The organism is Bacillus sp. RZ2MS9 (genome assembly GCF_001816185.2).
Classification (GTDB): domain Bacteria; phylum Bacillota; class Bacilli; order Bacillales; family Bacillaceae_G; genus Bacillus_A; species Bacillus_A cereus.
In genome coordinates, this window is record NZ_CP049978.1 from 2469616 (window position 1) to 2495100 (window position 25485).

Here is a 25485-nt window from a genome sequence, read left to right on the forward strand (position 1 = left end):
GTAATTTATAATTATATTATGTTAACAAAGGGGTTTGGTGGGTATAGTGGATAATAAAACAAAAATAATTTCAATTGCAGCTGTTTCGGGGGGAGGTAAAACTACAATTACAGAAAGATTAAAGCATAAGTTTAAAAACTCAAAAGCTCTATATTTTGATAGTTACACATTTGATAAATCTCCTGCTGATATTTGTAAATGGATTGATGATGGGGCGAATTACGACGAGTGGGTATTAACACCATTAATTCATGATATTGAGCAACTTATACAAAATAATACCTTAGACTATATTATTGTAGATTATCCTTTTGCATACTTAAATAGTGAGATGCGAAAATTCATTGATGTAACTATATTTATTGATACGCCTTTAGATATTGCGATGGCTAGAAGGATTTTGCGAGATTTTAAGGAAGGTACAATAGATGAAATACATAATGATTTGGAACATTACATGACATATGCGAGAAAAGCTTATTTAGAGGCAATTCATACTGTTAAGCCGAATTCAGATGTCATATTGGATGGTTCTTTATCTGTAAGTGAAATAATTAATCACGCTGTAGAGGAACTTGGCCGAAGAGAAGTGATTGTCAATGGTTAAATGTATAGAGGAATATATACAAGTTGCTGATTTTAAAATGTATACGAAAATATTCCAAGGAAAGAAGCAGCAGCCTGTTATTATATTGGAATCAGGCTATGGTGATTATTCGAAGGCATGGAATCAAACTGCTGAAGAACTGACGGAATATGGTACGGTACTTACATACGATCGGGCTGGATTAGGCAAAAGCGGGAAGAGTTCCAAGAAACGTATTAGTTCTGAAATGGTAAAAGATTTGAGAACATGCTTAAATCTTTTACAACTGAAGCCACCTTATATTTTTGTAGGACATTCTTTTGGTGGTATAAATGCACGTTTATTTACTGATTTTTATCCTGAAGATATGTTGGGAATAGTTTTGGTTGATTCGACACCAGAAAATTATAAAGAAGCATTTTTGCCAATCATGTCTCCAGAATTTCAAGAAGCTTACTATAAACAATTTGTACATGAAAGTTCTTATGAAGAGTTTATGTTTAGTCTGGGTGAAGCAGATAAATATTGTCAGTCGACGAGAGATATTCCACTCGTCGTGTTAGCTGCTGGTAAAAAAGCTTTTTATTCGCAAGATGCACAAATAAAATGGTTACAATTGCAAGAAGAATTATTAAGATTATCAAACAAAAATAAACTAATAATTGCAGAACAAAGTGGTCATTATATTCAAAAAGATGAGCCACATTATATAACAGATGCTGTTAGGTGGATAATTGAAGTAAGAGAGAGATAAATGTGTACACTTTATTTCAATATAATTGGCAAGTAAGAGATGATTGGTTTAAGTGGTGTGAACAACTTTCAGAGGAAGATTTACTTTGCAAACTGGTGGTATTTTAGAAACATTATTTCATATTGTAGATGTAGAGTATAGTTGGATTAGTGCTCTTCAAGGATAAGAAGATAGAGAACAGCAATTTAAAGATTATCAATCGATTCAAAAAGTGAAAGCGTTATTTAATTTATATAAACGAGAACTTGAAGTTTTTTTGCAGTCATAATTATCTAGCCTAGAATGCTAGCACACTTAAAATAAGCCGTATAAAAAGTTAATCATTGTGTGCTTTGATTATATAATGTCGGCGAAATAAATAGTGTGAAGGACAGCTATCTTAACAAGTGTTTCCTGTAACGTTCATATACTTTAATTTTTTATAATTAATTAAATTTGAATTTTGTTTGTTGTTAAGAAAAGGTGAGAAGAAAATAAAAAAAGAGGGCTAATGCCCTCTTTTTCTTTTAATTTGGTAATTAATCACAGATTGGTATCCCAAGCACTCTTAGAGCTAATGCTACTTGAAGGGAAATCTCTAATCTAGCAATTTCAATACCAGCTACTGAAAGAACTAAAAAAGGTTGTCCGTTTACAAATACAACGCAACTATCCATAGTTAAACCTCCTTTCTAGTAATTTACTATAGTATATGAGTAGAACTTTAAAATGTAATAGTTCAATTGTTGGATTTAATAGAATTAATAGATTAACCCATTTAAACTAAACAAACGAACACAACGAAAGGAAACAGAGATGGATGTATGCCTCAAAAAACATAGGTTTTAAGACATGTAATGGGATATGAAATTCATCATATTGGTCAGCTGTCTGTATGGGCGAGGAAGTTAAACTTGCAACCAGTTTCAGCAAATTTGAAGAGGATGATAGAATTAAAAACCGACTTGCATCTTAAGCGCAAGTCGGTTTTATATATATAAGAAGATTTCTTAATTGAAATCCTCGGATTTTTTCTGACGTATATGTAAAAACATTAAGGTGGTAATGATTAAAAAAATCATTATAGTTTGTATAATTAAATTTTTAAACTGAAGCAATATTGTCCAAGATGTAAGGGCGTCTTTAAAAGCTTGGAGTGCAGAGTACGAGGAAGGATCAAAACCATACTGTAGCAACTTTTTTGTTTCAATAAATGAAATGTTTTCTTCATCTGCATCTAATATTACTGAAATTAGTCTAGTATCTCCAAGTTTTGCTGTACTGACAAAACTATAATTACCGTTAGTTGAAAAACTAGTTTGTAAGCCATCAACACCTTGAAGTTTAATGTTTTCATTAAGGGAATATATCATTTTATTCGTATTGAAAACCTGGGAATCTTTGAAGGTAAATTGGTAAGAGGTTAGTTTCGTAATATTCAATACATCTGGAAAATCTTTTACTAATTTTGCTGCTAGTTTAGCTGCGTCTATCGCTGTTGTAGTTGATTGTTTATTTGTATTATTATTAATTCCAGTAGAGTTTAGAAATGGAGATGGTTGTAATAACTTTAGTTCTTTTGCTTTTTTATTCATTAATATTGTAAAGTTATCTTCATTTCCAGCAATGTGTTCTGCTAGAGCGAGTGCAGAACGATTATTCCCTGCCAGTAGCAATGCATGAAGTAAATCACGAACCGTTGTTTTATCATTCGATGTTACTTGTATAGGGCTTGTTTCTACTCGGAAAACTTCGTTACTTATTTGTACTAAGTCATCTAACTGTATTTTTCTATCATTTAGTTGCTCCAATACGATATATTCTGTCATTAATTTAGATAAAGCAGCTGATTGTACCGGAGTTTCTTCATTTTTTTTATAAACAATTTCACCTGAATTAGCATTTATTAAAATAGCTGATTTAGCTTGAATAATCGGACCATTTACATAAAGATAAAAATATAAAACGATAAGTGCGGTAATAAAAAAAGATAATAATAAAATAGCGAATTTCTTTAAGAATTGCATAAGCGATCCTCCTATTATGACATCAATACTAGTATTGTAAAAAGGAATGCTTAATTAGGAAGAAAGAAAAGGTAAAGAATTTCTAAAGAATTATAAAGGATTATTAAATTTTGGGTATTAATGGAAAAAGTTCAATTTCTTATATGATAAGAAATTGAACTTTTTATTTATAATATTAACATTTGTATGGGAGTAGTTTTACAGTGAATGTTGTTTTTTCATCATCACTATATACTTCAATTGTTCCTTTATGCAATTCGACTATACTTTTTGCAATAGCTAATCCAAGTCCAGATCCACCAGTGTTTGTAGAGCGAGATTTCTCAACGCGATAAAAACGTTCAAAAATATGAGGTAAATCCGTACTAGGAATAGGTTGTCCGTAATTTGTTATATCAATTGTAATCATATTATTGCTTTCATAAGCAGTAAGGTCAATATAGCGACCTTCGCTTCCATAAGCGATAGCGTTTATAATAAGATTTTCAAACACACGCACTAATTTTTCACCATCAGCTAATACCATGAGCTTTTGAGATGGGAAAGAAGGTCGACATTCTATATTTGCTTCTTGAAATTGTATACGGAATTGAACAGTTAATTGCCCAAGTAACTCTACTATGTCAATAGGGACAGAATACAAGCTTAACTCTTTATTTTGAACACGTGTATATTCGAACAAGTCATTCATTAATGCATTAAGACGAGTTACTTTATCGTAAATGACTTGAATATAGTATCGCAATTCTACTTCATCTCTATAATTATCATGATGGATTAAATTTACGTATCCAACTATAGAAGTAAGGGGAGTGCGTAAGTCATGTGATACATTTGTAATAAGTTCACTTTTTGCTTGTTCCGCTTGTCTTTCTTCATCAATGGAGACTTTTAATTGTTCAACAATTTCATTGACCCCGATTGCTAATTCTTCTAGATAATTATGATTTACAATAGAAACTTTATGATTGAAGTTTCCATTTGCAATATAACGAATTTCTTCTATCATTTTTTTAATACAAGTTTCATAGTAAAGTTTTTTCTCGTGACGATAAAAAATGTAAAGATAGGATGAAAAAATAGAAAATAAAAACAAATAAGATACAATCATCATCCATAACGATTCTTTAATCCCTTTATACTTTTCATAACCAAAAATTCGAATGAATTCTTTACCGAGTTCAGTTAGAGTAAGTGAACTCTCAATTACACTCGTAACGAGGCGATAAATAATTAATTCAGTAATAGGCGTGAGTGTGATAGCTAATAAGAGCCAAAAAATAAGTTTCCATTTAGGGATATCTTTTAATATATCAAATGCTTCATTTCTCAATTTTATAGCCAACTCCCCAAACAGTGTGAATAAATTTTTCTCCATTTATTACTGTTTCAAGTTTATCCCGTAAGTTGCTAATATGGACCATTACAGTCTTATTTGAACCGTAACCATCTTCATTCCAAACGCGTTCAAAAATTTCTTCTGAACTAAATACTCTTCCTGTATTACTTGCAAGCAAATATAAAATATCGAATTCAATAGAGGTTAGTTTAATATACTCTCCATTTACTTTAACAGTATGATTATGTTTGTGTATTTCAACAGAGCGAATACGAATAATACCATCTTCATTCTTTTGCGAAGTAGCGTTTTGGAAAGATGATCTTCGTAATAAAGCTTTCACTCTTGCTACTAATTCTAATGGATTGAATGGCTTGATCATATAATCATCGGCACCTGTCATAAGACCTAATATTTTATCCATATCTTCTGCTTTTGCACTAAGCATTAGAATTGGTACAGTATTATTTTCACGCACTTCCTGACAAACTTCTAAACCGTTTCGCTTTGGCATCATAATATCCAAAATCATAAGGTCAACTTCATATGTAGAAACCTTTTGCAATGCTTCATCACCATCATAAGCTTTATAAATGTTATAGCCTTCATTTCGCAAATAAACAGCAAGTAATTCAACAATTTCTTTATCATCATCAATAATTAATATGTTTTTATTCATTGTGTAGTTCCTTTCCTTACAAATCATCAACATTACTATAATATCAAACATTTATGTACTTGTAGCGATGATTCTGTATAAAATTTCATGTAACGTATTAAAAAGGAGTAAAAAGATTAATAACGAATATAAAATAACGAGGATATTTAGATTCTACATTATAATGAAAGTTAGTTATAAGGGGGATTTTCTATGTTATGTAATGATATATATTCATTTACTCCAACTGGAAAAATAGAAAATGATATTAAAGCTTTTCTACTAAAATATAATAAAGAGTTTACATATAAACATTCAATTCGTGTGGCAAATGAGGCAAAAAAGATTGCAGAAAAGTTTCACGTAGATAAAGAAAAAGCAGCAATTGCAGGATATTTACATGATATTAGTGGCATTTTTCCGAACGAGGAGCGGATTGCAGTTGCTGAAGAATTTGGTGTAGAAATAGTGGAAGCAGAAAGAAAGTTTCCTATGATCATTCATCAAAAACTATCGAGAGTAATCGCAAAAGAAATATTTAAAGTAGAAGATGAAGAGATTTTAAATGCAATTTGTTGCCACACAACGTTGCGTAAACATGCAACGAAGATGGATTTAGTATTATTTGTTGCAGATAAAATAGAATGGGATCAAAAAGGGACACCACCATATTTAATAGAAATAAAAAAAGGATTGGAAAAATCTTTGGAAAAAGCAGCTTTTGTATATATTTCATATTTGTGGGAAAGGAAAGATACATTGAAAGTTATACATCCATGGCTAGAAGAAGCATACTGGGATTTAAAAGGAATTGTACAGTAGAAAGGACAAGGAAATGCAATTAAAAGAATATGTGAATCAAACATTTCCAGGAGTTACATTAGTACCCTACTTATATTCTTAGTGGGAAAATCATTTACATTTTGATTTTGGAAAAGATAAATATCAAATTGTAGAAGGAACCGACGATTTAAATATGGAATACTTTTCTCAACTATATACATATAATAAATTCTTATTTGAAGACATATTTTCAAAAGAAGATGTAGTGTTTGTAGTGACAAATGTTTATAGATTTAAAAAGGAAAACATAAAAACTCCACAGAAAATAAATGTATACAATAAATATATTAAGAAAAGAGATTTAAGATTTCATATAAGACAAGAAACGTTACCGTTTCTATTTGAAGATGAAGAAGCAGATTTATATTGTACATATCAATTTTCTTTAAAATGTCTTGCGGAAGGTATTAAGTATAAATTGCTTATACAAGCTGCTAATTATGAGGATTTCTCTGCTCTGTATCCTCGATTTGGACGAAAAAAAGAAATTTCTTATCCAAATGTATTTCTCATAAATGCAACGAAAGATATTATCATGTTTATGTATGATGATAGAGGAAGTGAAGTAATTGGGAAGAATAAAGAAATAATACGAGATTTATATAAGAAATATAAAGAATGGATTCTAGATTATGAATGAGAAAGTATAGATAACTCATTTAAATGACAATAGGGGAAGTGAAGCGTGTAATGAAACGTATTGCAATTGTCTCTGCATGGGAACCAGAACTGACGTATTTGCATCAACATTATCCAAGTGAACGTGTTGAAAAAAGAGCAGCTTGGGAATTTCATTTTCATACTATTAATGAGCTGGAAATTATATCAGTTGTTACTGGTGTCGGTAAAGTAAGCTGCGCTAGTTGTGTACAATTGTTAATTAGTGAGTTTCAGCCAGATGAGCTGTTTATGACAGGAATATGCGGAAGTTTATCAAACAAGGTGAAAAACGGTCATATTGTAGTCGCACTAAACGCAATACAACATGATGTTACTGCTGCTGGTTCAGGAGAAGATGTTTTTAATTTATATAACGGTAGAACAGCACCTATTGAAACAACAAAATCACTTGTAAGAAGAATAAAAAAAATACGATCGTATGATCCGATACATTTCGGTACATTTTTATCAGGAGATCAACGTATTCGTAGTTCAGAAATGAGATATTTACTCCATACCGTATATGGAGCATTGGCAGTTGATCAAGAAGTAGCAGCTTTCGCCTATGTATGCCAAATAAATAAAAAACCATTTCTCTGTTTAAAAGCTGCTTCAGATCAAGCAAATGATAAAACGAAAGAAGAACAAAAAATCTTTAAAATGCTAGCATGTGAAAGAGCATGTGAGCATTTAATTGCTTTTTTACGTGTTTATGAGGTTAATGTAGTAAATAATAGATAGTTTGTTATAAAACAAATCAATAGTGAGTTATATGTAGGGAAATGTCCGCTCATTTCAAATTAAGAGCTGAAATTTATAATAGATGGAATATATTATATGGGTACACGTTGAGTTTAATATAAGCAGTTGGAGGGCAATTTTATATGATTCAATATAAAAGGTGTAGTGAAGTAAATATTGATTTAGTATATGAAGCTTTTAAAGATGGATTTTCAGATTACATTATTAAGATGGAGGTTTCAAAAGAGGATTTTATACAACGTTTTTTGGGACCAGAAGGTAATTTGCTAGAACATTCTTTTCTTGCTTTAGAAGAAGGCAAATCTGTTGGCGTAATACTAGGTGGCATAAAGGATTATGAAAGTATAAAGACTATGCGCTGCGGAACATTAGCGGTTCATCCTAATTACCGCGGTATTGGTGTGAGTCAAAAATTATTTGAACTGCATAAAGAAGAGGCGATTCAACATGGATGTAAGCAACTTTTTCTCGAAGTCATTGTAGGAAACGACCGAGCGATTCATTTTTATAATAAGTTGGGCTATGAAAAAGTGTACGATCTTTCTTATTATAATTTAAATGATTTGACTAAAATAAAGAATAAAGTTTGTAAGGATATTGAAGTAAAACAATTAGAATTTCCAACTTTTAAAGATGAAATTCAGAAATGGTTAAACTTCCATATAAATTGGCAAAATGATATTGATTATATCAAAAAAACAAATAATGTATTTTATGGTGCATATGTTGATAATGACTTAAAAGGCTCTCTATGCGTAACTGAACAAGGTAAAATTAGTTTTATTTTCGTAGACAAAGGTTATAGAAATATTGGTGTTGGGATGAAATTATTACAAGTAGCAAGAGAAGAATTAAATTTATCAAGTTTATCAATTGGGTTTCCTAACAATAATTTATTAGAGGGTTTTTTTAAGAAATGTGGATTTGAAAAGAATGCTTTAGCGCAATATGAAATGTATTTATTACTCTAAGAGCGGAAAGATTTATTCTTTTCGTTTTTTATTTTGCTGTTATGTTGGTAAATGCTCCGCAATTATAATTTATAATGAGAGGGATTTTGTTTATCCTTAAGTTATTTTTTAAATTGTCAATTTCTTGCTAATAATTTTCTTTGTATAATATTCTAATTTTATGTAGAATAGATACGATGGGAGGGGATGAAATGAATAATGGATTAAAGTTTAAGATTTTTGAATTGCATTGTCTCGTTCAAAAGACTTATTCTGATATTAAAATAGCATGTGATATTGCTATTTATCAAGAAAACACTTCTAAATATTTAATTTCATTAGGATTTTTAAATAAATCATATATGACTTATATAGAAGCAAAAAGATTCTATCGCGAAAATGAAGAGCTTGTAAGTGTAGAATTTGATAATTTTTTTGATATGTATGATAAATTAGAAAATGAATTAAAACAAGTTATTTCAACTGAAGATAAAAATCCTTCATCGCTACATAACAGATTTGATCAGTTTCAGCAGAAAGTTGAAAATATAAATGACCTAATAAAAGTATTGCAAAATGCTCGTTAATGAATGCTTTTTTCTTTTTTGTATAGAAATTATGTATTAAAAACATTTTAGGGATATTATATATTGAAGAGGTGGCTTTTGTAGATTACAAAAGTCATCTTTTTATGTTAGGAATAGATTGTATACATTTTAGCAGTTTCATATAAATAATAGAAATTTATACGAGGTAAATACCATGGGAAATAAAAAAGAAATAGCTATAGTTGCATTAACAACAGGATTTGTTTTAACAAGTGTAACACCATATGGAGTAGGTCATGCAGAGGAACCTGGTCAAATGCAAGTTGAAATTCAAGAGGATTCATTCCGTACAGGTGATCTTACACAACCATCAAAAAAGGCGCCAGAGAATGTAGTGAAAGATGCACTTAAGGAAAATACGGAGCATGCTTTGTCTCCAAAACAAGTTAGTGCAGAAACAGGAGTAGATTACAAGGTTCTTCAAAAACGCGGTTCTTATGATGGAACTACACTTGTGCGCATGCAACAAATATATGAAGGAAAAGAAGTGTATGGCCACCAGTTAACTGCTCACGTAGATAAAAAAGGTATTATTAAAAGCATTTCAGGAGCTAGCGCACAAAATTTAACACAAGAAGATTTAAAGAAACCTATTAATTTATCAAAAGAAGAAGCGAAACAATATATTTATAAAAAGTACGGAAACGACATTAAATTTATTTCTGAACCAGAAGTTAAGGCGGTTATTTTTGTTGATGAAAATCATGGGCAGGCTAGCAATGCATATCAAGTTACATTTGCTGCTACAACACCAAATTATGTATCTGGAACTTATTTAGTGAATGCTCATAATGGCGATATGTTAAAAGATATGGTACAAGAATCAAGTTTGAAAATAAGTGAAGAGTATGTTGAATCCGTTAAGGAAAATAAAACTAGCAATTTCACATCATTAACTGGAACAGGAAAAGATGATTTAGGCGTAACTCGTACATTTGGTATTTCTAAACAGACCAGTGGGAATTATGCGCTTGCTGATTACACAAGAGGGCAAGGAATTGAGACATATGATGTAAATTATAGAGATATTACAAATGAAGAAAGTTATTATCCTGGCATACTAGCAACTAGCGCTTCAACAACATTTAATGATCCAAAGGCGGTAAGCGCTCATTTCTTAGCAACAAAGGTATATGATTTTTATAAAGAAAAATATAATCGTAATAGTTTTGATAATAAAGGAAAAAAAGTAGTTTCAGTTGTACATGCATGGGATTCTGGAGGGACAAATGATCCTGAAAATTGGGAGAATGCATTTAGTACTAATATTAATAACATCAGTATGCTTTTATATGGAGATCCTATGGTAAAAGCGTTCGATATAGCCGGTCATGAATTTACACACGCAGTTACATCAAGTGAATCTAACCTTGAATTCTCAGGAGAATCTGGGGCAATTAACGAGGCATTATCGGATATTATGGGAACGGCTATAGAGAAATACATAAATAATGGGGAATTTAACTGGACAATAGGAGAGCAAACTGGATCGACTTTTCGTAATATGAAAAATCCAACTGCAATTAATTTTTCAGAAGGACTACCGTATCCCGATGATTATAGTAAATATAATGATTTAAATGGAGAGGATTATGGAGGCGTACATTTTAATTCAAGTATTATTAATAAAGTTGCGTATTTAATTGCACAAGGTGGTACTCATAACGGTGTAAATGTAAATGGTATTGGTGAAGATAAAATGTTTGATATTTTCTATTATGCAAATACTGATGAATTAAACATGACTTCTGATTTCTCTGAATTGAAATTGGCATGCCTTAAAGTCGCAGCTAATAAATATGGAACGAACTCAATTGAAGTTCAAGCAGTCCAAAATGCTTTTGATGCGGCAAAAATTACAGGAGCGGTGAAAGAAAACGAAAAAACAGCAGAAAACCAAGCTCCAGAGTTAACTGTACCGTTTACGATTACACTACGTGTAGGTGATACGTTTGATCCAATGAGAAATGTAAAAGCTGTTGATAAAGAAGATGGTGATTTAACAAATAAAGTAAAGCATAAAGGCGATGTAGATACTTCAAAACCAGGTACATACATTGTGGAATACCTGGTTGTTGATTCTCAAGGGGGGAATGCAACGGCTACACAGACTGTAATTGTAGAGGGAAATGGCGAAACATCAGATTTAGAACCTAAATTAACAGTGCCTGTTGGAGCGACAATTCATGTAGGAGATTCATTTGTTCCAATGGCAGAAGTATTAGCTATCGATAAAGAAGACGGTGATCTTACTTCTAAAATCAAAGTTGATGGTGAAGTAGATACAAATAAAGCCGGTACTTACGTATTAAAATACACAGTTACAGATTCAAAAGGCCATGAAGTAACGGCGAAGCAAACTGTAACGGTCAAAGTTAGAGAAGAAGTTAAAAATGATAAACCAATACTAAAAGTACCTGCTACAACTTCAATTACTGAGGGTGATCAATTTGATCCGTTGATAGGAGTATCAGCTACTGACAAAGAAGACGGTGACCTTACTTCTAAAGTAGCGTATGAAGGAACTATAGATACAAATAAAGCCGGTATTTATGAAATAATATATAGTGTAAGAGATTCCGTGGGCAATGAGGTAAATACGATACAAAAAGTATTAGTGAAAGATAAAGAAACTAGCAAACCTAATGGTCTTGCTAATAAGACAAATAACAATAATATCTCAAATAACAGTAATACCGATAAAAAAGAATATACATATAAGGAGCTGCCAAAGACGGGTGTAAGTACAACTAACAGTGCAGCAATCGGCATATTGATGATTATTGCAGGTACAGTACTCACTTTGATTCGCAAATTTAGAAAGATACAAAAATAATAGTAGGGATCATTCGTTTGAAGAAAAGAGTTCATTATTCAAAAGAAATAAAGTAGAAAGTAAATAAAACGAAATATGGATTTTTTACTTATTAAGATTTTAATAGTTAAGCGGTACATTTGGCTTTTATAAAAATTTGCAGTTGGATACTATTCTGTCTACAGAACTATATTACATAAAAAACACGTTACTATTCTCATTAAAATAAAAGAATAGTAACGTGTTTTTTAATTTGAAAATAGTATAAATCCTATAGCTCATGAATATAGGAGTACTTCTAATTTGCCATTGATAAGTTACTGAAAACACTTTGTTTTAATGGAAGTGTCACTCTAAATGACAACATGAGATTTTCGGTATTTACCAGGTGTTTCATTGGTGAATTTTTTAAAAATTTTAGTGAAATAACTTTGATCGCTAAAATTAAGCGAAGCGCATATATCTGATAAGGGATAGGTGGTGAAAGTTAATAATTTCTTTGCTTCTTCGACTCGTTCACGTTGAATGTACTCAATTAATGAAATACCGACTTCTTTTTTAAATAATATAGATAAATAATCTGAATTCACATTTGCAAATTTAGCAAGTTGTTTAACAGATATTGGATTGTAAATATTTTTAAAAATGTAGTTTTTACAAATAGCAATAGTCTGTGAATGTTGCTGTATTTTTTGTGCCTTTACACGGTCTGCAAAGGTACAAAAAGCATTTTTTAATAAATCCCAAACAGATTCTTTGTCTTTTAAATCTTCTGTTCTTTGAATATGTAAATCATAAATTTTGTAAGCAATCCCAGATGGAAGTCCCCCTTTTATCGCATATCTAGTAGCGAGCGTGATGGATGAAATACAAATGTTTTTATGACGTCTTAATTGATGGAATGAAGATAAAGATGAAAGAGTCTCTTGTTGGAATTCGTAATAATATTTGAGGACGGTTTCTTTATCCCCGTCTTCTATAGAACTAAGTAGTTGCTGCTCTATATATAAATTATGATAAATGGATTCGTCTTTTTGCATTGAAATATATACATCTTCGTTTAAGATGCTGCTATGACTTATATGAAGTGAGTCACTGTTATTTGAAAAGGTGCTTACATCTGAATTTTTTTTATAGAGAATGTTATAGAACAATATCGCTATATTTACAAAGAAATTTTGATCTTTGACTGACAATGAAAAATAATGGTCTCTTGTTCTTTTATAATTTGGAATAAAATTAAGGTTACTATCCGCTTTACTTGTAGAAAAATTTACATGTGTCAAGGGCCCAATAATAACAGTACCGTTCACCATATAATCGCTCTTTATGTGAATTAAAATAAAGTGCCCTAGATATTCGTGAGTTCTGAAGATGGGGGAATTATATGTATCATTTCTCTGAAAAAGCATATGTAACTGTTCTATTTTTGATGTATATAACGAATGTGAATCATTTTTGGATTTAAATTCTAAAAGAATATTTTTGTTACAATCTAAAAAACAAACTGGAATTTCGAAAGATTGAAAAAACATATTGCAAATGTACTCTATCTCAACTAGACTGAGTTTTTTAGTCATATTCTTCCTCCTTACAGTTATGCGTAATAGTTAAATAAACATATATTCCTTTTTCATAAGTAGATACGGAAAACCTTTATCAATAAAAAATATAAATAAAAGTTATAAACTTCTAAGAATAATACCATAATTTAACATGAATAGCACATATTATTTGAATATACAGGTAATAGTTTTGGACAGTAACGTAAAATATGAATCGTCACACTTATTTGTTGGTTATTACTTATATGTATCAAAAAATGATTAAGATTGGATTTTAAATAGGGATAGGAAGTGAGATATGAATAGATTGACAGTAAGTGACTAGTCGAAATTAGCAGTGAAAGCTATTATGTAACAAATGTAATGATTCTTGAAATAGGGATATACGTGTAATTTAGGGGAGAAAATTACATATATCATGCGGAGAGACAACGTAATAATAGAAGATAAGAAAAGTGAATAAGTGATTGTAAACAATGGATTGTTGGACGACTATGTTTTATGTTATTCGTTTAAATCTGATACTTGGCACACTATTGCTTTTAAGAAGGTAATAGTAATAAAGAAATTTTTAAAATGATAGAAGTAGTAAAGGGGATAAGAGAAATGAAAAAAATATTTAGTGTGCTTTTAGTGTTATTCTTAACATTTTCTACATGGTCTAGTGTATTAGTAAAGGCAGATTCACCATCTAAAGGTACTTTAACGATTCATAAGTATGAACAAGAAAAAGATGGAGCGCAGGGACTAGAAGGTGACGGTTCTGCAAATCAAGAGGTGCCAAAAGATGTGAAACCATTAAAAGGTGTAACGTTTGAAGTGAAAAGGGTTGCTTCTTTTGAAAAAATTTCAAACGATGGGAAAATCGTAAAAGAAGACGTGAAACCTGTAATGGGAGCCACTCCAAATCAAGTAGTAACAGATGATAACGGACAAGCTGTATTAAAAGATCTTCCGCTAGGACGTTATGAGGTGAAAGAAGTGGCAGGACCTCCACATGTTAATCTAAATCCCAATACGTATACAGTGGATATCCCATTAACGAATAAAGAGGGTAAGGTGCTAAACTATGATGTTCACATGTATCCCAAAAATGAGATTAAACGTGGTGCAGTGGATTTAATAAAAACTGGTGTAAATGAAAAAGCATTAGCAGGTGCAGTATTCTCTTTATTTAAAAAAGATGGTACAGAAGTGAAAAAAGAGTTAGTAACAGATGCTAATGGTCATATTCGCGTGCAAGGATTGGAGTATGGTGAATACTATTTCCAAGAAACAAAAGCTCCGAAAGGCTACGTAATAGATCCAACTAAACGTGAGTTTTTTGTTAAGAACTCCGGAACAATTAATGAAGATGGAACTATTACTTCTGGTACAGTAGTTAAAATAGAAGTGAAAAACAATGAAGAACCAACAATTGATAAAAAAATTAACGGAAAATTGGAAGCGTTACCAATAAATCCTTTAACTAATTATAATTATGATATTAAAACATTAATTCCAGAAGACATTAAGGAATACAAAAAATATGTGGTAACAGATACTTTGGATAATCGTTTAGTGATTCAAGGAAAGCCAATCGTGAAAATTGATGGAGCAGAAGTAAATGCAAACGTTGTTGAGGTAGCTATAGAAGGTCAAAAAGTAACAGCTACAGTAAAAGATTTCACAAAATTAGATGGTAAAAAAGAATTTCATTTGCAAATTAAATCCCAAGTAAAAGAAGGAGTACCATCTGGTTCGGAAATTTTAAATACAGCAAAAATACATTTTACAAATAAAAATGATGTAATTGGAGAAAAGGAATCTAAACCTGTAGTTGTTATTCCGACAACTGGAATAATTGAGTTAACAAAAATTGATAGTGCTAATAAGAATAAATTAAAAGGTGCAGAGTTTGTACTTAAAGATAATAATGGAAAAATAGTTGTCGTAGCAGGAAAAGAAGTAACAGGTGTATCAGATGAAAATGGTGTTATTAAATGGTCTAACATTCCATATGGAGACTATCAAATTTTTGAAACGAAAGCACCAACATATACAAAAGAAGATGGTACAAAAGCATCTTATCAATTATTAAAAGACCCCATTGATGTAAAGATTAGTGAAAATAATCAAACGGTTAAATTGACGATTGAAAATAATAAAAGTGGATGGATTCTTCCGGTAACGGGTGGCATAGGAACGACTCTTTTTACTGTAATAGGCCTTACGTTAATGCTTACAGCGGCATTTGTTTTCTTTAGAAAAAAGTTTGCTAGAAATTAAGATTTTAGGAACATGTAACTATGGGAAAAGGGGAGAAGCAAAATGCTTCCCTCTTTTCGATATTTAAGCATATACAGAGGTGGAAATATGAAACGAAATCTTGTTTTGGGAGGTATTTTTTTATTTGGATTAGGTATTTTTTTATATCCTACTATTAGTAATTGGTTGGCGACTCGTGCACATTATTCTGAGATTAGCTCTTACGATAAGAAGATTAAAGCATTACAAAAGAAAGAAGTCGAACGTAGGGAAAAAGAAGCAGCCGAATATAATAAACAAGTTCAAATTTCTGCGAAAACATTTACAGATCCATTTTCTGAAAAAAAAAGTAATCATCAAGCGTATGCTGATGTGTTAAATTTAGGAGATGTAATGGGGTATATTGAAATATCGAAAATTAATATAAAACTGCCAATCTATCAAGGGACCTCTGAGGAAGTATTGGGTCGCGGGATAGGTCATTTAGATTTTTCTTCGCTCCCGGTAGGTGGAGAAAGTACGCATACTATTTTAACAGGGCATCGTGGTTTACCATCAGCAAAATTATTTACAGATTTAGATAAGTTGAGTGAAGGAGATCTTTTTTATATTCATTCTTTAGACAAAGTTCTTGCTTATAAAGTAGATCAAATTAAAGTAGTGTTACCACACGAAACGGACGATCTACAAATTGTAGAAAATAAAGATTATACAACTTTAATTACGTGTACGCCTTATGGAATAAACACCAATAGATTGCTAGTTCGAGGTGAGCGCGTGGAGTTAAACGAGAAAGAAAAACAAAAAGTGAGTACAGAGATATTTATATTTAATAAGTGGACTGTAATAGTTCTAATCCTATTGTTATGTGTGTTTCTAGTCGTAATTTATAAGAAAAGGTTAACTAGATAGAATGTATTTATTTATTTATCCTGCATTAATGGACAGTGGGACCGGAAATTCAGAGATAAGTAAAGAAGGTATGTAGGGAATGAAGTAAATCCTCATTGATAAATATGTCATTTTATTCGACTATAGAAAAAATACGGTAAAGGTGGGAACAAAGGAATTGAGGCTACGATTCAAGCTGGTAAGTATTCATTTTATTGTTTTGTTAATGTTAAGTGTAAGTTTTGTCGTATATGTACCAAAAGAAGTATATGGATCCACGACAAACTTAGAAGGTCTAGGTGATATATCGCGTTATAATGCAGTTGTCTTTGGTAACCATAAAGCAATAGGTGGCGACATTGAAGGAGCAATTGCAGTTCAAGGTGATATGGATGCATCGGGGTATACGATTGTAGGTGCTGCAGCGGGAACATCTAATATAGTAGGTGAAAAATGGGTTGATGAGGGATATCCGTCCTTGTTATTGTCTGGAAAACTAAAAAAATCAAGAGAAGAATCTTTTATCATTCAAAACGGAATAGTCGTAATGACAAAAGAGAGTGATCCAGATCGCATCATACAATCCTCTTATGATCGTATCGTTTATAAAGAAAAACTAGAAATTGACGCGAAATTTAATGAATTTCGCAATATAGTGAACCAAGTCAGTAAAAATGCAGGTCAATATAAAACGAATACCCCAATTCCAAATATGAGTCATGGAATCGGAAAAGATATAAACAATCCTAATATTTATGTTTCATCAGAATTGACAGGGAAAATTAATTTAGATATAAGAGATGTATTTTTGCCCAATGCTAAGGACAAAGATTTTATTGTAATGTATTCAGATGCAATAGAGGTTACATTTAAAAATGGGTCTATTCTATATGACACGAACAATATTGGAAAGGCTACAGATATAGTTCCTACATCACAACCATATTCGCCTAATTCCCCGTTTACTGAGCTATATGGGAAAATGATTTGGGTTTTTCCAAATGCGAAAAAAATTACAACAGAGGGATATGGTGTAGTTGGGAGTGTGTTTGCTCCCAATGCTGTATTAGAAACAAAAGGCGGTTCGATTAATGGACAAGCATTTGTTGGTGCGGTACAACAAACTGGTGGATTTGAGTTTCACAATTTCAAATTTAACTGGAAACATTGGAACAAGCCTAGTACAGGAAAAGTAAAAATAAAAAAGGTTGATAGTAATAATGATAATAAAAAATTGGTGGGAGCAAAGTTTAAAATTGAAGATTTAAATGGGAAAATAGTTGGAGAACTAGTAACAAATGAAGAAGGAGAAGCGATATCAAAAGACTTACCAATAGGAAACTATACTTTAGTGGAAAAAGAAGCACCTAAAGGTTACGAATTATCAAAAGATAAAATAGCTGTAAAAGTAGAGAAAGATGTAGAAGTAGAAATTAAAATAGGAAATAAGAAATTGCCCGATCCAATGGGAAAAATGAAGCTTGTGAAAGTAGACATAAGTGATAAAAATAAAAAGCTAGCAGGAGCAAAGTTTAAAATTGAAGATTTAAATGGGAAAATAGTTGGAGAACTAGTAACAAATGAAAAAGGAGAAGTAATATCAAAAGACTTACCAATAGGAAACTATACCTTAGTGGAAATAGAGGCACCAAAAGGCTATGAATTATTAAAAGATAAAATAACTGTAAAAATAGAAAAAGATGCAGAAGTAGAAATTAAAATAGGAAATAAGAAATTGCCCGATCCAATGGGGAAAATGAAGCTTGTGAAAGTAGACATAAGTGATAAAAATAAAAAACTAGCAGGGGCAAAGTTTCATATAGAAGATGCAAAAGGAAAAGTAGTTGGAGAGTTAATAACAGATGAAAAAGGAGAAATGATATCAAAAGACTTACCAATAGGAAACTATACCCTAGTGGAAATAGAGGCACCTAAAGGCTATGAATTATTAAAAGATAAAATAGCTGTAAAAATAGAAAAAGATACAGTAGTAGAAATTAAAATAGAAAATAAGAAATTGCCAGATCCGACTGGGCAATTTGAAATTGAAAAAGTTGATGATAAGGATAGTGAATTAAAGCTAAAAGGCGCTGTATTTCAAGTGTTAGATAAAGAAGGGAAAGAAGTTAGTAGATTAATAACGAATGAAAAAGGAAAGGTAATTTCCAACCAATTAGCAATTGGAAAGTATACGATTAAAGAAATAAAAGCACCGAACGGATACATGTTACTTAGAGATCCAATAGAAATAGAAATTACAGAAGCAGTAAAGACACAAAAAATAACAGTGAAAAATGCGAAGAATAATTGGGTAATTCCTAATACTGGTGGGAGCGGAACAACAATTTTTTACGTAATTGGTATTATGCTAATGTTTGCTGTGCTATATTTCTGTAAGAAAAATCGTATATTATGAACTAATTTTATAGAGTTAGACAGATTGTTGCGTTAGAGAGTTTTTAGGGCATGAGTTCGGTATTGTACTGGACTCATGGTACTACATTTGTTGAAGGAGGAAGGATAATAGTAAACATAGAATATATTAATGAATTAAAATGTTTAAGAGGTGAACATGGTGGCAATAAAACAAGACGAAATTAAAGTAGTTGTCGGAGCTGGAGCGTTTAATAATAATTCAGGCTGGATTCAAACACAAGAAGATGAACTTAACTTACTAGATAAAGCTACGTGGGAAGAAAGATTTGAATACAACTCTATTTCAGCTATTTTAGCTGAGCATGTATGGGAACACCTTACTTTTGAAGAAGGTGTAAGAGCAGCTGAAATTTGTTATGAATTTTTAAAAGCATCTGGTCATATTCGATGCGGAGTCCCTGATGCATTCTTTCAGGATGAGGCATATCAAAATATAGTTCAAATAGGGGGACCCGGTCCGAAAGATCATCCAGCAGCAAGTCATAAAATCGTTCATAATTATAAAACATTAACGAAAATGTTTGAAACTGCTGGATTCGAGGTAGTTTTACTTGAATATTGTGATGAAAATGGTCAGTTTTATTACAACGAATGGGATGCAAACGACGGTGTTATTTTCCGTTCGAAAAGGTATGATTCTAGAAATAAAGGCGATAAACTTGGTTTTCCATCGCTAATTATCGATGCGATTAAGCGCTAATCATTTAACCAAAAAAGGAGTTAATCCCATGATTTCATAAGTCGCAAATGTGGCTTTTTTATTTGTACGTAAATCTATATTTAATTTTCAATACTATATAACTCGATTTAGAAAATATTTAAGTTTTTCTCAGCGTCATTCACTTTAAATTAACACTTCGTTGACATAAATATTTATTTTATATTTATATTCTTGTAAAATAAAATGAGAACATATATTCTATATGAGGAGGCAATCAAAATGATAGCTGAAATTGGGAAACTAACTGGTGGATATATAGTAAAATTTGAGCGCGAATTTCCATATACGGTAGAGGAAGTTTGGTCTGTATTAACAGAAAACAGTAAGCTGAAAAAATGGATGTCCAATTTACAGATTGAAAGCCTTAAAACTGGTGGAATAATAAAGTTCGACATGATGGACGGTTCATTCATAAACATTGATATTTTAGAGTGTCAACTAAACTCAGTACTTGAATTTACTTGGGATAAAGACCGTGTCCGATTTGAAATACATAAAGAGGAAAATAGTACTCTTTTATTCCTTAAAGAGTACATTCATGAATTAACAGATCATACACCGAGAGATATAGCTGGTTGGCATATTTGTTTAAATCTTTTTTCTTACGTTTTAGAAGGAGAAGAGAAAGAATTTTCTAAAGATGAATGGCAACAGTGGTTTGAAATATACAAGGATAAGATTCATGAAGTGAGAGGATAATTGCATAATAGGTAATATTCATTATGTAATTATTATATTGCAAATATGTTTTTAATGAGAAATAAGAATAGAGGTTCATATGAAGGTAAATCAATTGATTGCTAGTCGCGATCGAATCAATTAGTGAATTTTTATAACCTAAAGAAGGCAGAGGATATAAAAGTAAATAAAGAAATATAATTCAAACGTTATAAACAGTTGACTCTCACACAATGTCATTGTTTAAGATAAAGTTGAGCTTCAAAGTAGATGTAACTTATAGGAGGAAATCATGTTTAAAATAGGGGATTTTTCAAAACTATCTTCCATTAGTATACGAATGTTGAGACACTACGATAAAGTGGAATTACTACAACCAGTAAAAGTCGATGAGCAGAGTGGATATCGATTTTATTCAGCAGACCAATTAAAAAAAGTAAATCAAATTCAAACGTTAAAAGCTATGGGGTTTAATATTGCTACCATCAAAGAAATAATAGAATGCGATAATATAGATACCATAAAAGAGCAATTTTTAAATCGTAGTGCTCAAATTAAAGAAGACATGAATAACCTCCAAAAACAATTACGTCTCCTCGAAGACTCAATGAAAACGATGAGAGAGGATGTTGTTGAGATGAATTATCATGTTTCAATAAAAGAAATTCCAGAAAGAACTGTAGCTAGTGTTAGAAAGATTATTCCATCGTATAATTGCGAAGGTGATTTATGGAGTGTATTAATGCAAGAAATTCAAATGAAAAATATTAGTATTGCCCAACCGAATTATAGTATTGCGGTTTTCCATGATCGTGAATACAAAGAAAATGATGTGGATATAGAAATACAGCTAAGTATTCTTGGTAAGCACGAAAATACAAAAGACGTTACATTTAAAAATATGGAATCGACTAATGTAGCTTCTATAACAGTTAATGGAAGTTATGAACAGATGACAGCTGTAAATGAGGCTGCGGCAAAATGGATTGAGACAGAGGGTTACAAATTAGCAGGCCCGATGTTTAATATTTATCATGTGAGCCCAGCGATGGAATCCGATCCTAATAAGTGGGTTACAGAAGTTTGTTATCCAATAAACAAATAAGTAATAAAAAAAGGCATGTTTTATGCCTTTTTTATTTTATTAATATCTCAAAATATATAAATCTTCATCTTTGCAGTTTTCGTATCGGACTATATAAGGCAATAAAGACTTCAATTATTTTAGTAAAAGCAGCTAAAGCTAAATACAGGATTGTAGGCTGAAATAATTCCACCTACTAATGCCCCCAATGGCATAGATAATCGTGTAAGTACACGAGAAAAACCTAAAACACGTCCTTGCAAATTGGATGGAACAGTTTCCTGCCGAATTGATGTAACAATCGTATTCCATGTGATATTACATGTCATCGCGATTCCGAAAGCAATTCCGGGAGCAAGCCAATATGTACTCCACAAAGCAAATGTTAACCCAAGCGCTCCTAAAAATAGGAGTAAAGGAATAAGTACACCACGTCGAAATTTCTTTTCTAAAGGAACGGCAATTAAGCTTCCTAAAAGCCCACCTATTCCTATTAAAGTATAATTATAGCCACTTTGTGCGGAGGTAAGATTTAATGTCGATAATAAATAATACATAAGTACACCTAAAACAGCACTTGCTCCAAAGTTACCTACCATAGCTTGAAGTGACAAAGCTATATTTAACCGATCATTTTTGAGCCATTTAAAACCATCAAACAAATCATTTAGTACATTTTGCAATGTTTTTTTATTAGTATTCTTTTTATTTAAGTTTTTCATAGAAGGTAATATAATCACAGCAATTAATGTAGCAATAAATGAAAGAACATTAATCCAAAGTACTTGAAAGCCGCCAATAAAAGATATGAAAAGCCCAGCTATGATTGGACCAAACAAACTAGCCAATTGATTAACCATTTGATATAAAGAATTAGCCTTCGTTAATGATGCACCTGCGATGTGTGGAATGACTGTAACTGTTGTTACATCAAAAAGCATGGACATAACTGCTAAGATAAAAGTAATTACGTATAAATGCCAGACTTCTAATAGATGTAATGCATGTAAAATTGGTACGAGACTTACTAAAATAATATTGGTAATATCTGATATCAAAAGTAACTTTTTTCGATCATATCGATCAACTAGTACACCAACTAAAGGGCCAAATAAAACGATTGGCAATACGTTAACAGCAAATAAAGAACTCATAATTACAGCTGAACCAGTTAATTGATAGGCAATCCAAGGCAGTGCAAAAGTATATAGTGAATCCCCGATTCGTGAAATGAGTAAACCCAAAATAAAAATCTTGTATTCTTTTGAAAAAGTTGTCTTGACAGTTAATCTTTGTTCTTGTACAAATTTCACAATTGTATGACCTCCCTTTTTTATAGAGGAACTTGAAAATAATCCGTCCAATACGTATTAAATATAGAATTCTGTAAGAAGTTGTTGAATCCTACTTTATAATATTGATTTTATATAAAAGTGTAGGGAATAGAAATTAGGGCGGCTTTTATTGGATGAGGCGGAATAATTCGAGAACAAAAGGGGTTGCTGGATAAAGAGTTAATCTTATGACCTTTTCCGCAATTAGTGTTGTTAGCAGAACTAATAAAAGAGAATCCTATATTACTTCAGCGATGTTTAAATTAGCAACAAAAGCCACTGTAATAAGGGGCTTTTGTTGCTAATAATTTAATGATATGTGTACCCTCCATCTGGAAATAATACATTACCCGTAGTAAAACTATTTTGCATTAAATATAGAACAGTATGTGCAATTTCATTATTATGGCCAGGCCTTTTTACAAGATAAAGAGATTTATAAGATTCATAAGTATTATCAAGAAATACCACCTAAAGTAGAATATAGCTTAACTGAACATGGAAAAACAGTCAGTACTGTTTTGGATAGTATGTGTAGTTGGGGAAGAGGACATTTAGAACATATAGATAAAGGTGAACTATAAAATTGTTATGTAAACTTAGCGTCGTACGAAGTGAAATGGTGTTTTAATAATTTGTATTTTATAATATATAATTAAATAGTGTTGTAGGTTATTATACATATTTAATTCGTTTTTACAAAGGGGAGTTATAAGGTGAATGAATTAGAGTACAAAAGCTTTTATGATAAAGTAGGAAGATTAAATGGATGGGATTTTAGCAAAATAAAATGTGAAACTGTAGGAGATACATGGGACTTTTATAGTGAGGTAAAAGAAAGGTGTAAACCATCACATATTTTACTTGATGTTGGTACAGGTGGAGGAGAAAATGTACTTAACATAGCATCATCAGCTAAATTGTTAATTGGAATTGATAATTCTAACGGCATGATTGAAACGGCACATTCTAACTTGAAAAAATCAGGTGTACAAAATGTTGAGTTTCTTCAAATGGGTTCTGAAGCTTTAACATTTCCGAATGCCCATTTTGATATTGCTTCAAGTTGTCATGCTCCGTTTCTAGCATCTGAGTTAGCAAAAGTAATGAAAAAGGGTGCCTTTTTCTTAACACAACAAGTAAGTGAGAATGATAAATTAAAACTGAAAGAAGCATTTGGCAGAGGACAATGCTTAGGTGAACGAGATGGCACATTAAAAGAAAAGTATATGGATGAACTTATTAGTGCAGGATTTGATCTCGTGCAAGTACGTGAATATGATGTTACTGATTATTACAGTACGCCTGAAGATCTCATTTTCGTATTAAAACATACGCCTATTATTCCTAGATTTGGAGAAGAGGAAGAGGATTTTACTATTTTACAAAAGTTCATTGAAACGAATAGTTCTGAAAAAGGGATTCGTACGAATTCAAAAAGATTTATGATTATCGCTGTTAAATTATAATATATTTTAGTGTAAAAGCTGCTTTTCATTTAAAGAAAAGCAGCTTTTTGTGTGGAAAAGAATGCAGGAAATACTTGAAAATAATAGAAATAAATAAAGTGTAAATTGAAAAATCGAAATATAGAGGATGAGTGTTTTGAAACGTTACTATATTAACAATGAAAAATTAAACGTACATATTACTGAATGGGGGAATAAGGATAAACCTGTTATTTTTTGTTTACATGGATTAGGAAGTACGAGTTTAAGTTTTATAGAAATTGCTGAGGAATTAAAAGAAGAGTATAGATTTATCTCCGTTGATGCACCTGGACATGGTAAAACACCGCCCTTTGAAAGAACGGAAGATTATGAGATGCACAATTTAGCAAATTGGTTAAATGAATTAATAAATGGATTGAGAATCGAACACTTTTATTTTCTATCACATTCATGGGGAAGTTTTGTAGCGTTATTTTATTTGTTAAATCATCCAGAAAAAGTACAAGGAAGTATTCTTATTGATGGTGGATATCAAACAAAAAGGCTTCAAGAAGAAACATTGGAAGAAGAAATTGCTTATTATAAAAAGGACTTTGATGAATACGTTTTTAATAATTGGGACGAATTTTTCAAAAGTGAAAAAGAAGCTTATACTAGGTGGTCTTCATTGTTAGAAGTTGCTGTAAAGGACCTAGGGGTCGAAATGGATAATAAAGTATGGTGGCATGCCAGGGGGAATACAGCTAGTAATATAATAAGAGGTATGCACAAAGATGAAACGATAGATATATATGAGAAGCTGCCGGCTAATATTGTATTACTTCGAGCTACAGTTCCACAAGTTTGGGCGGATTATAGAGATAAGACAGTAAATGTTTTCAAAGAGAAAACTGACAGTATAGTAAAAGTAATTCCTGATACTACCCACATGTTGCACTGGGATAAACCAGAAATTGTTATAGCAGAAATAAAAAATAATTGGGGCTAACATATTCATACTAAAGTTGTAGTTTCTATATGAAAAATCCATCCTTCCGTTTGATTTTATCTATTTATAAGTGTAATACAATACAAATAGATAGTATGAAATAGGGGGA

The 25485-nt window shown here is 31.4% G+C and carries 20 protein-coding genes and 7 pseudogenes; 20 read left to right on the top strand and 7 right to left on the bottom strand.

Annotated elements, in window-relative coordinates; all coding sequences use genetic code 11:
* Positions 1–37 precede the first annotated feature (37 nt).
* From BHV55_RS12635 to BHV55_RS27355, 3 genes and pseudogenes are all read left to right on the top strand, one after another.
* A complete protein-coding gene (locus BHV55_RS12635; protein ID WP_481748195.1) occupies positions 38–607 on the top strand; it encodes a nucleoside/nucleotide kinase family protein in 570 nt (189 codons plus the stop codon).
* On the top strand, positions 600–1340 hold the full coding sequence (locus tag BHV55_RS12640; protein ID WP_000237653.1) for an alpha/beta fold hydrolase: 741 nt from the start codon (positions 600–602) through the stop codon (positions 1338–1340). The genes BHV55_RS12635 and BHV55_RS12640 overlap by 8 nt, the downstream gene beginning before the upstream one ends.
* A 2-nt stretch (positions 1341–1342) precedes the next feature.
* Positions 1343–1602, top strand: a pseudogene (locus BHV55_RS27355) (DinB family protein); the annotation flags it as partial.
* Positions 1603–1858: 256 nt separating this feature from the next.
* On the opposite strand, the gene BHV55_RS12650 reads toward BHV55_RS27355, so the two are convergent.
* On the bottom strand, positions 1859–1996 hold the full coding sequence (locus BHV55_RS12650) for a DUF3956 domain-containing protein (protein WP_000376554.1): 138 nt from the start codon (positions 1994–1996) through the stop codon (positions 1859–1861).
* A gap of 165 nt (positions 1997–2161) precedes the next feature.
* Here BHV55_RS12650 and BHV55_RS12655 point away from each other — a divergent pair.
* Positions 2162–2320, top strand: a pseudogene (locus BHV55_RS12655) (DinB family protein); the annotation flags it as partial.
* Positions 2321–2329: 9 nt separating this feature from the next.
* On the opposite strand, the gene BHV55_RS12660 reads toward BHV55_RS12655, so the two are convergent.
* The 3 genes from BHV55_RS12660 to BHV55_RS12670 all read right to left on the bottom strand — a co-directional run bounded on the left by BHV55_RS12660 (position 2330) and on the right by BHV55_RS12670 (position 5364).
* Complete coding sequence (locus tag BHV55_RS12660) at positions 2330–3346, bottom strand: D-alanyl-D-alanine carboxypeptidase family protein (RefSeq protein ID WP_070758147.1); 1017 nt, start codon at positions 3344–3346, stop codon at positions 2330–2332.
* Positions 3347–3521: 175 nt separating this feature from the next.
* A complete protein-coding gene (locus BHV55_RS12665) occupies positions 3522–4679 on the bottom strand; it encodes a sensor histidine kinase (protein WP_001243309.1) in 1158 nt (385 codons plus the stop codon).
* Positions 4669–5364, bottom strand: coding sequence for a response regulator transcription factor (locus BHV55_RS12670; RefSeq protein WP_001038807.1), 696 nt, complete (start codon positions 5362–5364; stop codon positions 4669–4671). The genes BHV55_RS12665 and BHV55_RS12670 overlap by 11 nt, the downstream gene beginning before the upstream one ends.
* A gap of 192 nt (positions 5365–5556) precedes the next feature.
* Between BHV55_RS12670 and yqeK the strand changes: the two genes are divergently transcribed.
* The 6 genes and pseudogenes from yqeK (at position 5557) to BHV55_RS12700 (ending at position 12002) form a co-directional block, all read left to right on the top strand.
* Positions 5557–6165: a bis(5'-nucleosyl)-tetraphosphatase (symmetrical) YqeK gene (gene yqeK / locus BHV55_RS12675; RefSeq protein WP_000882443.1), complete on the top strand. Its 609-nt coding sequence runs from the start codon at positions 5557–5559 to the stop codon at positions 6163–6165.
* A 13-nt stretch (positions 6166–6178) separates the two neighbouring features.
* A pseudogene (locus tag BHV55_RS12680) lies at positions 6179–6826 on the top strand (DUF3885 domain-containing protein).
* Between the two features lie 23 nt (positions 6827–6849).
* Positions 6850–7587: a 5'-methylthioadenosine/S-adenosylhomocysteine nucleosidase gene (mtnN, locus tag BHV55_RS12685; RefSeq protein ID WP_001987381.1), complete on the top strand. Its 738-nt coding sequence runs from the start codon at positions 6850–6852 to the stop codon at positions 7585–7587.
* A 143-nt stretch (positions 7588–7730) separates the two neighbouring features.
* A complete protein-coding gene (locus BHV55_RS12690) occupies positions 7731–8579 on the top strand; it encodes a GNAT family N-acetyltransferase (RefSeq protein WP_070758149.1) in 849 nt (282 codons plus the stop codon).
* A 191-nt stretch (positions 8580–8770) separates the two neighbouring features.
* Positions 8771–9145: a hypothetical protein gene (locus BHV55_RS12695; RefSeq protein WP_001059023.1), complete on the top strand. Its 375-nt coding sequence runs from the start codon at positions 8771–8773 to the stop codon at positions 9143–9145.
* Positions 9146–9320: 175 nt separating this feature from the next.
* Complete coding sequence (locus BHV55_RS12700) at positions 9321–12002, top strand: M4 family metallopeptidase (RefSeq protein ID WP_070758150.1); 2682 nt, start codon at positions 9321–9323, stop codon at positions 12000–12002.
* A 332-nt stretch (positions 12003–12334) separates the two neighbouring features.
* Here the strand turns inward: BHV55_RS12700 and BHV55_RS12705 are convergent, their stop codons facing one another.
* Positions 12335–13561, bottom strand: coding sequence for an AraC family transcriptional regulator (locus tag BHV55_RS12705; protein WP_016110034.1), 1227 nt, complete (start codon positions 13559–13561; stop codon positions 12335–12337).
* Between the two features lie 591 nt (positions 13562–14152).
* Between BHV55_RS12705 and BHV55_RS12710 the strand changes: the two genes are divergently transcribed.
* The 6 genes from BHV55_RS12710 to BHV55_RS12735 all read left to right on the top strand — a co-directional run bounded on the left by BHV55_RS12710 (position 14153) and on the right by BHV55_RS12735 (position 21624).
* On the top strand, positions 14153–15814 hold the full coding sequence (locus BHV55_RS12710) for an LPXTG cell wall anchor domain-containing protein (RefSeq protein ID WP_000719305.1): 1662 nt from the start codon (positions 14153–14155) through the stop codon (positions 15812–15814).
* Positions 15815–15901: 87 nt separating this feature from the next.
* The gene (locus BHV55_RS12715; protein ID WP_083320243.1) at positions 15902–16705 is read left to right on the top strand and encodes a class C sortase; all 804 of its coding nucleotides are present in this window, start codon (positions 15902–15904) and stop codon (positions 16703–16705) included.
* A 157-nt stretch (positions 16706–16862) separates the two neighbouring features.
* Positions 16863–19100, top strand: a complete 2238-nt coding sequence (locus BHV55_RS12720; protein ID WP_070758154.1) for a SpaA isopeptide-forming pilin-related protein — start codon at positions 16863–16865, stop codon at positions 19098–19100.
* Between the two features lie 156 nt (positions 19101–19256).
* On the top strand, positions 19257–19820 hold the full coding sequence (locus BHV55_RS12725; protein WP_139147431.1) for a class I SAM-dependent methyltransferase: 564 nt from the start codon (positions 19257–19259) through the stop codon (positions 19818–19820).
* Positions 19821–20060: 240 nt separating this feature from the next.
* Positions 20061–20540 carry an SRPBCC family protein gene (locus BHV55_RS12730; RefSeq protein WP_070758156.1) on the top strand — a complete coding sequence of 160 codons (480 nt, stop codon included), beginning with the start codon at positions 20061–20063 and terminating at the stop codon, positions 20538–20540.
* Positions 20541–20811: 271 nt separating this feature from the next.
* Positions 20812–21624 carry a MerR family transcriptional regulator gene (locus tag BHV55_RS12735; protein WP_070758158.1) on the top strand — a complete coding sequence of 271 codons (813 nt, stop codon included), beginning with the start codon at positions 20812–20814 and terminating at the stop codon, positions 21622–21624.
* A 64-nt stretch (positions 21625–21688) separates the two neighbouring features.
* Here BHV55_RS12735 and BHV55_RS12740 read toward each other — a convergent pair.
* Positions 21689–22916 (bottom strand): annotated as a pseudogene (locus BHV55_RS12740) (MFS transporter).
* A gap of 180 nt (positions 22917–23096) precedes the next feature.
* Here BHV55_RS12740 and BHV55_RS27895 point away from each other — a divergent pair.
* Positions 23097–23204 (top strand): annotated as a pseudogene (locus BHV55_RS27895) (NUDIX hydrolase); the annotation flags it as partial.
* A 42-nt stretch (positions 23205–23246) separates the two neighbouring features.
* On the opposite strand, the pseudogene BHV55_RS12745 reads toward BHV55_RS27895, so the two are convergent.
* A pseudogene (locus BHV55_RS12745) lies at positions 23247–23387 on the bottom strand (SDR family oxidoreductase); the annotation flags it as partial.
* On the opposite strand from BHV55_RS12745, the pseudogene BHV55_RS12750 reads away from it, so the two are divergent.
* The 3 genes and pseudogenes from BHV55_RS12750 to BHV55_RS12760 form a co-directional block, all read left to right on the top strand.
* Positions 23387–23521: pseudogene (locus BHV55_RS12750) on the top strand (winged helix-turn-helix transcriptional regulator); the annotation flags it as partial. The pseudogenes BHV55_RS12745 and BHV55_RS12750 sit on opposite strands and share 1 nt — an antisense overlap.
* Positions 23522–23653: 132 nt before the next feature.
* A complete protein-coding gene (locus tag BHV55_RS12755; protein WP_001003876.1) occupies positions 23654–24406 on the top strand; it encodes a class I SAM-dependent methyltransferase in 753 nt (250 codons plus the stop codon).
* A gap of 136 nt (positions 24407–24542) precedes the next feature.
* On the top strand, positions 24543–25376 hold the full coding sequence (locus tag BHV55_RS12760; protein WP_000833438.1) for an alpha/beta fold hydrolase: 834 nt from the start codon (positions 24543–24545) through the stop codon (positions 25374–25376).
* The last annotated feature ends 109 nt before the right edge of the window (positions 25377–25485 follow it).

Bases quoted from the DNA above. Each gene is read 5' to 3' on its own strand.
- BHV55_RS12640 (WP_000237653.1), top strand. From the start codon at position 600: ATGGTTAAATGTATAGAGGAATATATACAAGTTGCTGATTTTAAAATG.
- BHV55_RS12650 (WP_000376554.1), bottom strand. From the start codon at position 1,996: ATGGATAGTTGCGTTGTATTTGTAAACGGACAACCTTTTTTAGTTCTT.
- BHV55_RS12660 (WP_070758147.1), bottom strand. From the start codon at position 3,346: ATGCAATTCTTAAAGAAATTCGCTATTTTATTATTATCTTTTTTTATT.
- BHV55_RS12670 (WP_001038807.1), bottom strand. From the start codon at position 5,364: ATGAATAAAAACATATTAATTATTGATGATGATAAAGAAATTGTTGAA.
- yqeK (WP_000882443.1), top strand. From the start codon at position 5,557: ATGTTATGTAATGATATATATTCATTTACTCCAACTGGAAAAATAGAA.
- mtnN (WP_001987381.1), top strand. From the start codon at position 6,850: ATGACAATAGGGGAAGTGAAGCGTGTAATGAAACGTATTGCAATTGTC.
- BHV55_RS12690 (WP_070758149.1), top strand. From the start codon at position 7,731: ATGATTCAATATAAAAGGTGTAGTGAAGTAAATATTGATTTAGTATAT.
- BHV55_RS12695 (WP_001059023.1), top strand. From the start codon at position 8,771: ATGAATAATGGATTAAAGTTTAAGATTTTTGAATTGCATTGTCTCGTT.
- BHV55_RS12700 (WP_070758150.1), top strand. From the start codon at position 9,321: ATGGGAAATAAAAAAGAAATAGCTATAGTTGCATTAACAACAGGATTT.
- BHV55_RS12705 (WP_016110034.1), bottom strand. From the start codon at position 13,561: ATGACTAAAAAACTCAGTCTAGTTGAGATAGAGTACATTTGCAATATG.
- BHV55_RS12710 (WP_000719305.1), top strand. From the start codon at position 14,153: ATGAAAAAAATATTTAGTGTGCTTTTAGTGTTATTCTTAACATTTTCT.
- BHV55_RS12715 (WP_083320243.1), top strand. From the start codon at position 15,902: ATGAAACGAAATCTTGTTTTGGGAGGTATTTTTTTATTTGGATTAGGT.
- BHV55_RS12725 (WP_139147431.1), top strand. From the start codon at position 19,257: ATGGTGGCAATAAAACAAGACGAAATTAAAGTAGTTGTCGGAGCTGGA.
- BHV55_RS12730 (WP_070758156.1), top strand. From the start codon at position 20,061: ATGATAGCTGAAATTGGGAAACTAACTGGTGGATATATAGTAAAATTT.
- BHV55_RS12735 (WP_070758158.1), top strand. From the start codon at position 20,812: ATGTTTAAAATAGGGGATTTTTCAAAACTATCTTCCATTAGTATACGA.